General features: G+C 72.7%; 13 protein-coding genes and 1 riboswitch. Of the genes, 5 read left to right on the forward strand and 8 right to left on the reverse strand.

The window, feature by feature from the left end; genetic code table 11:
• Positions 1–740: 740 nt before the first annotated feature.
• Positions 741–1,676: a hypothetical protein gene (locus AB0924_RS27075; protein WP_366912766.1), complete on the forward strand. Its 936-nt coding sequence runs from the start codon at positions 741–743 to the stop codon at positions 1,674–1,676.
• A gap of 27 nt (positions 1,677–1,703) precedes the next feature.
• Here the strand turns inward: AB0924_RS27075 and mnmA are convergent, their stop codons facing one another.
• Positions 1,704–2,828 (reverse strand): tRNA 2-thiouridine(34) synthase MnmA, encoded by a 1,125-nt coding sequence (gene mnmA / locus AB0924_RS27080; protein ID WP_366912767.1) that lies wholly within the window; start codon positions 2,826–2,828, stop codon positions 1,704–1,706.
• 92 nt (positions 2,829–2,920) lie between these two features.
• Here mnmA and AB0924_RS27085 point away from each other — a divergent pair, with 92 nt between their 5' ends.
• Positions 2,921–3,556, forward strand: a complete 636-nt coding sequence (locus AB0924_RS27085) for an N-acetylmuramoyl-L-alanine amidase (protein ID WP_366912768.1) — start codon at positions 2,921–2,923, stop codon at positions 3,554–3,556.
• Positions 3,557–3,628: 72 nt separating this feature from the next.
• Positions 3,629–3,807: riboswitch (TPP riboswitch) on the forward strand.
• 74 nt (positions 3,808–3,881) lie between these two features.
• On the opposite strand, the gene AB0924_RS27090 is transcribed toward AB0924_RS27085, so the two are convergent.
• The 3 genes from AB0924_RS27090 to AB0924_RS27100 form a co-directional block, all read right to left on the reverse strand.
• Entirely contained in the window at positions 3,882–5,051 is a 1,170-nt protein-coding gene (locus AB0924_RS27090; protein WP_358935595.1) for a cysteine desulfurase family protein, read from the reverse strand.
• A 64-nt stretch (positions 5,052–5,115) separates the two neighbouring features.
• The gene (locus tag AB0924_RS27095; RefSeq protein WP_358935593.1) at positions 5,116–5,394 is read right to left on the reverse strand and encodes a DUF4190 domain-containing protein; all 279 of its coding nucleotides are present in this window, start codon (positions 5,392–5,394) and stop codon (positions 5,116–5,118) included.
• A 43-nt stretch (positions 5,395–5,437) separates the two neighbouring features.
• Complete coding sequence (locus AB0924_RS27100; RefSeq protein WP_199212098.1) at positions 5,438–5,605, reverse strand: hypothetical protein; 168 nt, start codon at positions 5,603–5,605, stop codon at positions 5,438–5,440.
• A 145-nt stretch (positions 5,606–5,750) separates the two neighbouring features.
• Between AB0924_RS27100 and AB0924_RS27105 the strand changes: the two genes are divergently transcribed.
• On the forward strand, positions 5,751–6,377 hold the full coding sequence (locus AB0924_RS27105) for a TetR family transcriptional regulator (protein ID WP_358935591.1): 627 nt from the start codon (positions 5,751–5,753) through the stop codon (positions 6,375–6,377).
• Between the two features lie 538 nt (positions 6,378–6,915).
• Here AB0924_RS27105 and AB0924_RS27110 read toward each other — a convergent pair.
• Positions 6,916–7,905 carry a YafY family protein gene (locus tag AB0924_RS27110; RefSeq protein WP_358935587.1) on the reverse strand — a complete coding sequence of 330 codons (990 nt, stop codon included), beginning with the start codon at positions 7,903–7,905 and terminating at the stop codon, positions 6,916–6,918.
• Positions 7,906–8,005: 100 nt separating this feature from the next.
• On the opposite strand from AB0924_RS27110, the gene AB0924_RS27115 reads away from it, so the two are divergent.
• Positions 8,006–8,602, forward strand: coding sequence for a TIGR03086 family metal-binding protein (locus AB0924_RS27115; protein ID WP_358935585.1), 597 nt, complete (start codon positions 8,006–8,008; stop codon positions 8,600–8,602).
• Here the strand turns inward: AB0924_RS27115 and AB0924_RS27120 are convergent.
• Positions 8,589–9,488, reverse strand: coding sequence for a thioesterase family protein (locus AB0924_RS27120; protein ID WP_366912769.1), 900 nt, complete (start codon positions 9,486–9,488; stop codon positions 8,589–8,591). The two genes, AB0924_RS27115 and AB0924_RS27120, sit on opposite strands and share 14 nt — an antisense overlap.
• Before the next feature lie 177 nt (positions 9,489–9,665).
• On the opposite strand from AB0924_RS27120, the gene AB0924_RS27125 reads away from it, so the two are divergent.
• Positions 9,666–10,964 (forward strand): alpha/beta hydrolase-fold protein, encoded by a 1,299-nt coding sequence (locus AB0924_RS27125; RefSeq protein WP_358935581.1) that lies wholly within the window; start codon positions 9,666–9,668, stop codon positions 10,962–10,964.
• Here AB0924_RS27125 and AB0924_RS27130 read toward each other — a convergent pair.
• On the reverse strand, positions 10,873–11,532 hold the full coding sequence (locus tag AB0924_RS27130) for a trimeric intracellular cation channel family protein (protein WP_358935579.1): 660 nt from the start codon (positions 11,530–11,532) through the stop codon (positions 10,873–10,875). The two genes, AB0924_RS27125 and AB0924_RS27130, sit on opposite strands and share 92 nt — an antisense overlap.
• Before the next feature lie 47 nt (positions 11,533–11,579).
• On the reverse strand, positions 11,580–12,971 hold the full coding sequence (locus AB0924_RS27135; RefSeq protein WP_358935577.1) for a M1 family metallopeptidase: 1,392 nt from the start codon (positions 12,969–12,971) through the stop codon (positions 11,580–11,582).
• Positions 12,972–13,061: the final 90 nt, after the last annotated feature.

The following is a 13,061-nucleotide window of genomic DNA, read 5'->3' on the forward strand; positions in this document are numbered from 1 at the left end:
TGCCCCGGCCCGCCCGGCAAAGCTGGCCCGGACGGCCTTGAGGGCCGCCTCCCGGACTCATCCTCCGGGCGGGAACCGCGCCCTGTGGGGGGACGCCTCCCGGATGACCGGAGCCCTGTGAGGGCCGTCCGGGCCCTGCCTTCGGGGTGGGTCCGGGCCCCGTGGGGGCCGTTCCCCGGACCCACCCCTGGGTGCGTGCCGGCGACGTGTGGGGCCGTCGTCGTACGCGCACCCCTCGGAACACGGTGGGGCCAGGTCACCGCGTTCCGGGGTCTTCGGTTCGCCGTCGCCCGGTGAGGGCGAGAGCACCAGTTGCTCTTCTGCTGGGCCTGCATGTCGATGTCCAGCTGGTCGGCGCCGGCCGCGGCGGTTGTCGTACCGGCGGCAGCGGCACCGGTCGCCGTGGTGAGCGAGAGGGCGGTGGCGAACAGACAGCCCGCGACGGCCAGTACGCGCCTGCCGGGTGGGCGCGCCGGGCGGAGAACGGTGGGAGACATGGAGCGGTCCTCCCTGATGAGAGGTCGGGGCTGGGGCGGAAGCAGCGCGTCCGGACGCTTGCGGATGAGCATCGAGGAGTGACGGTGCATGGTCAACGCCCGTCGTCCCGGTGCGGGCGCCGGTGTGAACAGACTGCGGACAAGTGTGAACACGGGGCATTTACCACTGGTAGCATCGCGGCGCCCTCGGCCCGGCCGCGGTCCGGGAAGTGAACATTCACGACGGAGCGGAGGGAGGCTCCCTTGGTGAAAGCACAGCCCGACGGATCGGACGCGGAGGCACGGCTCGCCGAGGCGCTGCGGACCGGCCCCTTCGCCGTGGCCCTGCGGGCGGCGCTGTCGGCCCGCGGGCTGGCGCTGCACCGGGTGCGGCACCGGCTGGAGCAACGCGGAGTCAGCGTGGGCGTCACCAGCCTGAGTTACTGGCAGCGCGGCGTCCGCCGGCCTGACCGGCCCGAGTCACTGCGGGCGGTGACCGCGCTGGAGGAGGTGCTGCAGCTGCCGGAGCACGCCCTGACCCGGCTGCTCGGACCGCGTACGCCGGCCGACCAGCCGGTGGCCCGGCCGTTCCGGATGCTGGTCGGCCCGGACTCGGCGCTGGAACGGCTGCTCGCCGAGCTGGAGGCACCGCGCGACGGCGGGCTGCACACCGTGCTGCAGTACGAGCGGGTGCGGATCGACGCAGAGCGCCGGCTGGCCAGCCGGGAGGCCGAGCACGTGGTGCGGGCGCACCGGGAGGGCATGGACCGCTACGTCGCCATCCACTGCGGCGAGATCGGCTGCGACACCGCACGGATGCGGGTGGTGGGCCTGGAGAACTGCCGGGTGGGGCGGGTGCGCCGGGCGCCGGAGGCCGGAATGGTGGCCGTGGAGCTGCTCTTCGACGCGCGGCTCGCGACGGGTGAGACGGCGATGATGCGGTACCGGTTCGAGGACGGCACCGGCGAGCCGAGCAACGAGTACCACCGGGGCTTCAGCTACGCGGGCGGCGCCTACGTGCTGCAGGTCGCCTTCGACCGGGCGGCGCTGCCGGTGCGGTGCCGGCGGTTCGGGCGGCCCACGGTGCAGGCGCCGCCCGAGTTCCTCGGCGACCTCACGCTGAACGCGCACGGCACGGTGCACATCGTGGAGCCCGAGATCCAGCCCGGGCACGTGGGCGTGACCTGGGACTGGGAGTAGGCGCGGCCCGTCCCGGGACGGGCGTTCTCAGGTCACCGGAGCCTGCACCCGCACCGTGGACGCGATCGTCGCCGAGCCGACCACGCGCGTGCCGTCGTACAGCACGATCGCCTGGCCGGGGGCGACGCCCCTGACCGGCTCGGTGAACGACACCTCGAGGGTGGAGTCGACGAGTTCCGCCGTCACCTCGGTCTCGCCGCCGTGGGCGCGCAGCTGGGCGGTGTAGGTGCCGGGGCCGGCCGGGGCGGTGCCGCACCAGCGCGGCTTGACCGCCGTCAGGGCGGTGACGTCCAGGGCGGCGGCCGGGCCGACGGTCACGGTGTTGTTCACCGGGGAGATGTCGAGGACGTAGCGCGGCTTGCCGTCGGGGGCCGGCGTACCGAGCCGCAGGCCCTTTCGCTGGCCGATGGTGAAGCCGTAGGCGCCGTCGTGGGAGCCGACGACCGCGCCGGACTCGTCGACGATGTCCCCTTCGGCCTTGCCGAGCCGGCCGGCCAGGAAGCCCTGGGTGTCGCCGTCGGCGATGAAGCAGATGTCGTGCGAGTCCGGCTTCTTGGCGACGGCCAGGCCCCGGCGCTCGGCCTCGGCGCGGATCTCGTCCTTGGTGGTGACCGTGTCGCCGAGCGGGAACAGCGCGTGGGCGAGCTGCCGCTCGTCCAGCACGCCGAGGACGTAACTCTGGTCCTTGGCCATGTCGGACGCCCGGTGCAGCTCGCGGGAGCCGTCCTCGCGCGTGATCACCTGGGCGTAGTGGCCGGTGCAGACGGCGTCGAAGCCGAGGGCGAGCGCCTTGTCCAGCAGCGCGGCGAACTTGATCTTCTCGTTGCAGCGCAGGCAGGGGTTGGGGGTGCGGCCGGCCTCGTACTCGGCGATGAAGTCCTCGACGACGTCCTCACGGAAGCGCTCGGCGAGGTCCCAGACGTAGAACGGGATTCCGATGACGTCGGCGGCGCGGCGGGCGTCGCGCGAGTCCTCGATGGTGCAACAGCCCCGCGCGCCGGTGCGGAAGGACTGCGGGTTCGCGGAGAGCGCGAGGTGGACGCCGGTGACGTCGTGCCCGGCTTCCGCGGCACGCGCGGCGGCGACGGCGGAGTCGACGCCGCCGGACATGGCGGCGAGGACGCGGAGGGGGCGCTGCGGGGTCTCAGTCATAACGCTTCCAGGGTACGGGGCCGCGGGAACCGGGACCGCCGGACATCCGTTGAGGATCACAGTGGGCGGGGCAGGCTCGAGGCGGGGGGACCATGACCGACACGGACCGGCGGCCGGGGCGGCGGGCGCTGTTCATCGGCGGGCTGGCGGCCGCCGTGGGCACGGCCGCGCTGGCCCGGGAGGAGCCGTCCCACCTCTGGTGGCGGCTGCCAGGGGTGGAGAAGTCACGGGTGGCCGGGGCGGTGGACTTCCGGGGCGCGCGCTGGACGGCGGCGGACCCGGCGAACTACCGCCGCGCGGACCGCCCGGACGACTACGCCGTCGACCGTGTCGTCGTCCATGTCACGCAGGGCGGCTATTCGAGCGCCGTACGGGCCTTCCAGGACCCGGCGCACGGCGCCGCGGCGCACTACATCGTGCGCAGGGACGGACGGGTCACCCAGCTCATACGGGAGCTGGACGTGGCGTTCCACGCCGGCAACCGGGAGTACAACGAGCGCAGCGTCGGCATCGAGCACGAGGGCTTCGTGGAGGACGCCTCCTCCTTCACGGACGCGATGTACACCGCGTCGGCCCGGCTGACGGCCGCGATCTGCGGGCGGTACGGCATACCCGTCGACCGGGAGCACGTCATAGGGCACGCGCAGGTGCCGGGGACGGATCACACGGATCCGGGGCCGCACTGGGACTGGAAGCGCTACATGGGGCTGGTGCGGCAGGCGAGATGAGGGCCTGGAAAAGAATCAAGGTTCAGCCCCTTTTTGTCCGAAACGAGAAGTTCTATGGTGAGAGCAGGCCTACGGGATGAGTGAGGGAGTTACAGCGGCGTAGCCGACTTCTGCGAGAGGCACGAGGCTTCCGCCGAGGCCGACGTCGACGCTAGGACTGAGAGGCCGGAAGGTCGCAAGGACTGGACCGAAGGCGACCCCCAGCACCTGATCCGGACAATGCCGGCGAAGGGAACTTGTTTCGTAGGTCTTTCGCGTGCGCCGGGCCGGGCGGCGCGCCCCACGGCGGCGGCCCGTGCGTCGGCTGAGCCCGGCGGCCCGCGCGTCAGCTGAGCCCGGCCGCCCGCGCGCGTTCCACCGCGGGGCCGATGGCCTTGGCGACCGCCTCCACGTCCGCCTCCGTCGAGGTGTGCCCGAGGGAGAAGCGCAGGGTGCCGCGCGCCAGGTCCGGGTCGGTGCCGGTGGCGAGCAGGACGTGGCTCGGCTGCGCGACGCCCGCGGTGCAGGCGGAGCCGGTGGAGCACTCGATGCCCTGGGCGTCCAGCAGGAGCAGCAGGGAGTCGCCCTCGCAGCCGGGGAAGGTGAAGTGCGCGTTGGCCGGGAGCCGGCCACCGGGTGCGGGGTCGCCGCCGAGGATCGCGTCCGGTACGGCCGTACGGACGGCGTCCACCAACTGGTCCCGCAGGGCGCCGATCTCCCGCGCGAACCACTCGCGCTGCTCGGCGGCGAGCCGGCCGGCCACCGCGAAGGAGGCCACGGCGGGCACGTCGAGGGTGCCGGAGCGGACATGGCGCTCCTGGCCGCCGCCGTGCAGGACGGGCACCGGGGTGTACTCGCGGCCGAGGAGCAGCGCGCCGATGCCGTAAGGGCCGCCGATCTTGTGGCCCGACACGGTGAGCGCGGCGAGGCCGGAGTCGGCGAAGCCGACCGGGACCTGACCGAAGGCCTGGACCGCGTCGGCGTGCAGCGGCACGTCGAACTCGGCGGCGACGTCGGCCAGTTCACGGACCGGCATGACGGTGCCGATCTCGTTGTTGGCCCACATCACGGTGGCCAGGGCGACGCTGCCGGGGTCGCGGGCGATGGCCTCGCGCAGTGCGTCGGCGTGGACGCGGCCGTGGGAGTCGACGGGGAGGTACTCGACGACGGCGCCCTCGTGCTCACCGAGCCAGTGCACGGCGTCGAGGACGGCGTGGTGCTCGACGGGGCTGGCGAGGACCCGGGTGCGGGCCGGGTCGGCGGCGCGGCGGGCCCAGTACAGGCCCTTCACCGCGAGGTTGTCGGCCTCGGTGCCGCCCGAGGTGAACACCACCTCGCTGGGGCGGGCACCCAGCGCCTCCGCCAGGGTCTCGCGGGACTCCTCGACGGTACGGCGGGCCATGCGGCCGGACGCGTGGAGGGAGGAGGCGTTGCCCGTGATGCTCAGCTGGGCGGTCAGCGCCTCCGCCGCCTCCGGGAGCATCGGGGTCGTCGCGGCGTGGTCGAGGTAAGCCATGGTGACGCCGATTCTACGGCGCCCTCACGGCGCCCCCGGCCGCGACGGCGGCACGCCGGTCGCCTCACAGGCTCCAGGACACCGTGTTGGACAGGTCCATCGCGAGGCCCAGGACCGCCAGGTCGGCGATGCCCAGGCTCAGGCCCAGCCAGGCGCGTCCGCGGCGGGACGTGCCGCGCCACAGGGCGACGGCGGCCAGGACGATGGCGACCGGGCCGAGGAAGACGTTGAGGACGAGCAGGCCGAGGAGGCCGAGGATGAAGGACGCCACGGCCATGCCGTCGGCGTCGCGCGTGCGCGGGCGGTTCTCCGTGCGGCCCGAGGCCGGTGCGGTGAGTTGCATGGTGCTCAGCTCCAGGAAGTCGGTGCGGACGGTCGGCCGACGGTCAGTTGGCCGAGGTGTGGCGGCGGCGGCCGTGGCGCTCGCGGATCGCGAAGATGCCGAGCCAGACGGCGATGACGGCGGCCGCGGCGGCGGTGACGGTCAGCGGCGCGTGGGCGACGGTGCCCAGCACGACACCGAGGAGCATGAGTGCGGCGACGAGGAACAGCATGGGATGAGATCCCCCCTCCGAGTTGCCTCGTGTTGTTCGCTTGTGAACCTTCGGTGAACAGTTGTAGTAACAGTTGTTCACTGACTTCGAGTCTAGCGCTTCTCGCGGCTTCCCAATTCCGGAGAACAGTTGTTAACTGGATGACATGAGTCACACCCTCGGCATCCGGCAGGCCCAGAAGCAGAAGACGCGGCAGGCGTTTCTGGACGCGGCGCTCGCTCTTCTGGAGGAGCAGAGCCTGAGCAGCCTCGGCCTGCGCGAGGTCACCCGTGCCGTCGGGGTCGCTCCGACCGCCTTCTACCGGCACTTCCGCTCCACCGCCGACCTCGGTGTGGCCCTGGTCGACGAGGCGCTGGGCAGCCTGCATCCGATGGTGCGGACGACGGTGTCCGCGGCCGGCGACAGCGGGGAACGCATCACGCGCGCCGTCGAGCTGATCGCCCGCCACGTAGACGCGTACCCCGCACACGTCCGTTTCATCGCCCGTGAGCGACATGGCGGAGTTCAGCCGGTCCGCGAGGCCATCCGCGACCAACTGGCCCGTTTCGCCGAGGAGGTGAAGGCCGAGCTGGCGGGCGACCCGGAGGCGCGCGGCTGGGACGACGACGACCTGCGGATGCTCGCGCACCTCTACGTCGACCAGATGCTGCTGACCGCCTCCCTGTTCCTGGAGTCGCTGGAGGCGCCGGAGGACGAGCGGGAACGCGTCACCCTGCTGGCCCGGCGGCAGTTGCGGCTCATCAGCATCGGCCGCCACCACTGGCTGGACTGACCCGCCCCCGCCGGCCCGGCGCCTGTCGGCTCGTCAGCCCTGCTGTGCCTGCCCCTCCGCCTGTCCCCCGGCCGCTCCCCCAGCGGGCCCGCCGCAGCCGCCGCCCTGCCCGCCACCGGGGCCGCCCTGGCCGCCACCGGGCGCTCCGCTCGGCGCACCGCTGGGCCTCCCCGAGGGCGCACCGGAGGGCATCCCCGTGGGCGCGCCGCTCGGCCTCGCGGTGGAGGCCCCCGAGGGCGCGCCGGACGGCATCCCGCCGTGCCGGCCGGCCTGCCGGACGGCGCCCGGCAGGCCTGCTGCCCGGAGCCGCCGGTCGAGGAGGACGAGTCGTCCGAGCCGCACGCGGTCAGCAGCAGCGGGGAGAACGCCAGCAGGACGGCGGCGGGGAGGAGACGGGCACGCTTCATGAGAGACAGCTCCACGGAGGATGAGGAAGACCTGAGGCGGGCACTGAACCAGCGGCGCATAGGGCGCGCTTGGGCCTGCCCTGTCCCCGCGCTGTCAATCGGGCAAAGCGCGCCACAAGTACCGCGGTTCATCAGGCACTTCGGCCACCGTCCGAACCGGTCTCCTGGTACAGGGCCGTGACGGAGCGGACCGCCCGCAGCAGTTCCGCGCGCGCCTCGGACGGGCCCAGGATCTCCACCTGGTCCGAGAAACCGAGCAGTTGGCGCACCGCGCGCAGCACCGGATACGACAGCCGGGCGGTGACCCAGTCGCTCACACCGTCGTCGTCGGGGACCTCGGTCAGTTGCGCGGCGGCCATCCGCCGGAACATGTCGAGGCGTTCGCGCCGCACCCGCACGGTGACGTCGACACCGTCCCCCGGCCGCTCCTCCACCTGCCGGCGCAGCACCTCCCAGACGTCGGCGAGTTCGACGCCCGGCCGCCGCCGCACGGGATCGTCGAGCAGCCGGGCCGAGCGCACCCGGTCGGCGCGGAACAGCCGGGGCGTGCCCCGGCGGTCGGCGACGAGGTACCAGACCCCGGCCTTGGCGACCAGACCGTAGGGGTCCACCGTGTACGTCGACGGCTCCCGGTCCCCGCTGTGCCGGTAGCGCAGCCGCAGCCGCCGGTCGGAGAAGACCGCGTCCTGCAGCACCTCCAGGTCCACGGCCTGCTGGGGGCCGCCGAGCCAGCGGGTGGCGTCGACCAGGATGCGGCGGCTGGTGATCTCGGCTGCGGGCCGGTGCGGCGCCGGCAGGGCGGCCATCACCTTGCGCAGGGCGGAGCCGAGCGCGGTGTCGAGGCCGAGCGCCGCGTGGGCGCCCTGCGCGGCCAGGATGAACAGCGCCCGGGACTCGTCCGCGGTCAGGCCGGTGACGTCGGTGCGGAAACCGGCGAGGAGTTCGATGCCGCCGTGCCGGCCGCGCTCGGCGTACACCGGCACACCGGACGCCGACAGGGCCTCGACGTCCCGGTAGATGGTGCGGACCGACACCTCGAGCCGGTCGGCCAGTTCGCGCGCCGGAACGCGCCCGCGGGTCTGCAGGAGCAGCAGGATCGACAGCAGCCGGTCGGACTTCACGGGCCCAGAATCCCGCCGCGTCCCGGTCCACGCAAATGTTGACGGCAGGTGTCAGGTTATCCGGGGATGCTCGGCGCACCGACTCACCGAGAGGCATGTCATGACGAACGAGTTCACCGACCCGCGCCCCTACTACGTCCGCGCCACCGAGCAGGCGGCCGCGCTCATCAAGACCGTGCGCCCCGAGGACCTCACCCGGCCGACCCCTTGTTCCGAGTTCGACGTCCGTGGCCTGTTCGGCCATGTCGTCGGTGGCACCCGGCGGATCGCGGTGGTCGGCGAGGGTGGTGACGGGCTCGCCGTGGACCCGTCCACCGACGGCGTCGCCGACGACGGCTGGGCCGCCGCCTACGACGAGGTCAGGGTCCGGGTGCTCAGGGCCTGGGAGAGCGACGAGCGGATGGTGACGACCGTGCGCGTGCCGTGGGGCGAGGTCCCGGGCCACGCGGCGCTGTCGGGTTACGTGATGGAGATCGTGACCCACACCTGGGACCTCGCCGAGGCCCTCGGCCATCCGCTGGAGCTCGACCCGGAGCTGGCCGAGTTCTCACTCGCCAACGCCCGCCGGGTGCTGCCCGACTCCAGGCCGAGGGACGCCGCCACCCCGTTCGCCGCCCGCACCGGCGCCCCCGAGGGCGCCGGTGTCTACGAGGAACTGGCGGCCTGGCTGGGCCGCACCCCGCTCAGCCGAGCCTGACCCGGGCGAGCTGCCGGGACTGGGCGACCAGCCGGTCCGCGCTGTCCCAGACCTCGGCGTCCTCCTCCAGGAATCCGCCGGCCAGGTTGCGGGTGGTGATCGACACCCGCAGCGGTCCGGGGGCCGGGCGGTGCCGGACGTGGACGGTGAGTTCCACCGTGGGCACCCAGCCCTTGAGGCCGATCTCGAAGGCGGTGGGCGGCAGCGCGTCCACCGCGAGCAGCAGCGAGAGCGGGTCGGCGTCGCGGCCGTCGGCCAGCCCGAACCAGGCCCGCATCTCGCCCTTGCCGGAGGGCGCGCCGAGGGCCCAGCCGAGGGTGGCGGGGTCCAGCTTGAGCATCAGCCGGTCGGCGATGGCCGAGCTGCCATCGACCGGGGCGGGGCCGTCCTCCGGGCCGAAGCACTGGTCCAGCGGCGGGATCGCCGGCGGGGCGGCCGTCGTACGGACGTCGTCGGGCAGGCCGGCGAGGTCGCCGTAGGAGGCGAGGACGCGGATCCGCTCGACCTCGTTGCCCTCGTCGTCGAACTGGACGAGCGAGGCCTGGCCCGTGGAGAGGGTGCGGCCGGTGCGGACGGTCTGCGTGCGGACGACCGCCGGGCCCGGCTGGGACGCGGTCAGGTAGTGCGCGGAGACGGTGAAGGGGTCCGGGTGCGGAAGGGTGTCCGCGAGGGCCCTGCCGAGGACGGCCAGCAGATAGCCGCCGTTGACGGCGTTGATGATGGTCCAGCCGGCCGAGAGGTCGATGTCGTAGACGCCGGTCTCGCGCCGGGTGACCGCCGTGTCACGGTCGAACTCGCTGTCGCCGATCACGGCCCGCGACGATGGGGGTCCCCCCGCTCGAGCGAAGCCGAGAGTGGGGGAGGGTGCGGAAGCTGCTTCTGGCATGGGTGAACGGTACAACAGGAAATTACTAAGCGGTAGCTTTTGATGGTCGGGGCGGGTGAACGCGATCCGGCCACTCGGCCCTGGCAAGAGGGCCCCCCGGGTGAGATTCCGGCAATTTCCAGGTAAGTGTCCGGACACGTCCACAACCCCCGGCCGGTGATCACCCTCTATGGGGACATGAGCCTCACCGGGACTCCGTTCCTCTGCACGGTCGTCGTGCTTTCCGTGGTCGCCCTCATACTGCCGCTCCTGCTGTGGTCGAGGACGCCCGGGCCGAAGCCGCTGCGCGCCGCGGCCCGGGTGCTGATGCTGCTGTTCACCCAGGGCACGGCCGTCACGCTGGTCTTCGTGCTGGTCAACAACCAGAACGGCCTGTACGACAACTGGGCCGACCTCATCGGCACCGGCGACCACGTCCAGCGGGCCGCCGACCTCGGCCGGGACGGCACCGGCGGGATCGCCCTGAAGCGGCTGCCCAGGGTCGCGCAGGTCTTCCGGCCGGCCGACGGCGCCGGGATGCGCGCGGCGGGCGGGGTGCGCGTCACCCAGCTCCGGGGGCGGGTCTCCGGCGTGAACGCCGAGGTCTACGTCTGGCTGCCGCCCCAGTACGGCGAACCCGCCTACCGCCACCGCAGGTTCCCGGTCGTGGAGCTGCTCCCGGGCTACCCGGGCTCGGCGAAGGCCTGGTTCGGGGCGCTCGGGGCGCACCAGCAGGTGCTGCCGCTGATGCGCGACGGCCGGGTGGCGCCCTTCATCCTGGTCGCGCCGCGCACCAACCTGCTGGCCGGCGTCGACACGGGCTGCGCCAACGTCCCGGGGCAGGTCAACGCCGACAGCTGGCTCAGCGTCGACGTGCCGAGGATGGTGCTGGACAACTTCCGCGCCCAGCCGGCGCCGTCGGGATGGGCGGTGGCCGGCTACTCGGCCGGCGCGCACTGCGCGGTCAAACTGGCCGTGGCCCACCCCGACCGCTACCGGGCCGCCGTGAGCCTGTCCGGCTACAACGACCCGATCGGCGAGCGGAACTCGCTGGCCGCCCAGAGTCCCGCCCTGCGCGCCCGGAACAACCCCTACCTGCTGCTGCGGAAGGCGGCCGAGCCGCCCCGGATCGCCCTCTACGTCTCCGGCGAGTCCGGCGACGGCTACCAGGCGGGCGCGGCACTGCAGGCGGTCGCCAAGGCGCCGACGACCGTGCACGTGGTGTTCCTGCCGCGCAGCGCCGGCGGTCACACCATGGCGCTGTGGCGGCCACAGGTCCCCGAGGTGTTCCGCTGGCTGACCCTGCAGATGGGCCAGAACCGCGCCAGGGGCGAGGACGGCTCGCTCGCCGGGGCCGGCACGGCACCCCTGAGCGGCACCGGCAGCGGAAACGGGGCCGCCGGGGCTACTCCTCGGTCACTGTCGAGCGCCGGTTCCACGCACGCGGCGCTCGCCAGTGGAACTTCATCGCGAGCAGCCGCAGGACGAAGGCGGTGACGACCGCGAGCCCGCTGGTGAGCGGGGTCAGGGCGTCGTAGCGGATGCACAGGGCCACCATGGTGGCGCCGACGATCGCCGGGACCGCGTACAGGTCGCGGTCCCAGCGCAGCAGTGACGGGACCTCGTTGGCGAGCACGTCCCGCAGCACACCGCCGCCGACCGCCGTGGCGAGGCCGAGGGTCGCCGACGCGGTCAGGTTGAGCCCGTAGGAGTACGCCTTGGTGGTGCCGCTGACGCAGAACAGGCCGAGACCGGCCGCGTCGAAGACGAGCACCCCCGTCTGGATCCGCTCCACGTGCGGGTGCAGGAAGAACACCACGAGCGTGGCGATCAGCGGGGTGAGGAAGTACCCGAGGTCCGTGAAGGCCGCCGGGGGCACGGCCCCGATGACCACGTCGCGGAACAGCCCCCCGCCCAGCGCCGTGACCTCGGCGAGCACGGCGATCCCGAAGATGTCGAAGTTCTTCCGGACGGCCAGCAGAGCACCGGAGATCGCGAACACGAAGATGCCGATGACATCGAGCGTGTGCTGGACGGAGGGACTGAAGAGTTGCTGGAGCTGCACCCTGACATTCTCACCTGTCAGCGGGTGTGCACCTTACAAGTACAGGTTCAGAGGGTCGGCCTGCCTGTCGTATAGAGCCAGGTGCCGAACAGATCGCCCAGTCGCTGCCCGCTGATCCGCTCGGCGAGCCGGACGAAGTCGGCCGTGTCCGCGTTGCCGTACCGGTGCAGCCGGGTCCAGGCGGGCAGCAGCCTGAAGAACGCCCGGTCGCCGATCCGCTCGCGCAGCAGCTGCAGGGTCATCGCGCCGCGCTGGTACACGGCGGAGGCGAACATGGTGTCCCGCTGCGGGTCGGCCACCTTGATCTGCCAGAAGGAGGAGTCGGCGGGCCGGGCGTCGTAGGCGGCGCGGAAGGAGTCGTGGGCCGAGCGGGTGCCCTGGTGCTCCGCCCACAGCCACTGGGCGTAGGTGGCGAAGCCCTCGTTGAGCCAGATGTCCTTCCACCGCGCCACGCTCACCGAGTCGCCGAACCACTGGTGGGCCAGTTCGTGCACGATCGTCGACTCGTTGCGCACGGCCGAGTAGGCGGGCTTGCTCTGCACCTCCAGCGAGAACCCGGCCTCGGGCATGTCGTCCACGATGGCGCCGGTCTCCTCGAAGGGGTAAGGGCCGAAGACCTGGGACCAGTAGTCGGTGGCGGCGGCGGTGACTGCGTAGACGTCGACGTTGTTGCTGTTCTTCAGCACGGGGTCGATGGCGACGTAGACGGGGATGCCGCCCGGGGTGCGGCCCGTCCGCACGTCGAACCTGCCGATGGTGGCGGTCGCGAGGTACGTGGCCATCGGCCGGCTCTCCCGCCAGTGCGTGTACGTCGAACCGCCCCGGTCGCGGGTGGAGACGAGCCGCCCGTTGGAGACACCGGTCAGGCCCTTGGGCGCCTTGATCCGGATGTCGTACGTGGCCTTGTCGGAAGGGTGGTCGCTGGACGGGAACCAGGTGGAGGCGGCGTTCGGTTCGCAGGCCACGAAGACGCCGTCGGGCGTCTTCATCCAGCCGTAGTCCGAGCCGAAGATGATGGGGCCGCCGAGCGGTTCGGGTATGCCGCCGTAGGTGACCGAGACGGTGAACTCGCGGCCCTTGCGCAGGGTGTGGCGCGGGGTGACGGTGACCTCGTCGCCGTCCCGGGTGAAGCGCGCGCTCGAGCCGTCGACCTCGACCCGGGTGATCTCCAGCCGCTGGAGGTCGAGATCGAAGGAGGAGAGGTTCCGGGTGGCGCGTGCCGTGAGGGTGGTACGGCCGTCCAGTCGGCCGGTGCCGGGAGCGTAGGCGATGTCCAGGTCGTAGTGGCGGGCGTCGAAGCCGCCGTTGCCGAGTCCGGGGAAGTAGGTGTCGCCGATGCCGGGCGCGCCGGCGGTCGGGGCGGGTGACGCCGCGATGAGGAGGAAGGAGGCCGCCGCGGTGGCGAGGGCCCCTAACCGTGCCGAACGGGAGAGTGCCATGGTCGTCCCTTCGAGCGTGCCGATCAGTGGTCGGGCACGGACGACTCTGCACTCTCCCGCTCAGACATGTACATGACTTTGCAGTTCTGT

It is taken from the genome of Streptomyces sp. NPDC047869 (assembly GCF_040704065.1).
Classification (GTDB): domain Bacteria; phylum Actinomycetota; class Actinomycetes; order Streptomycetales; family Streptomycetaceae; genus Streptomyces.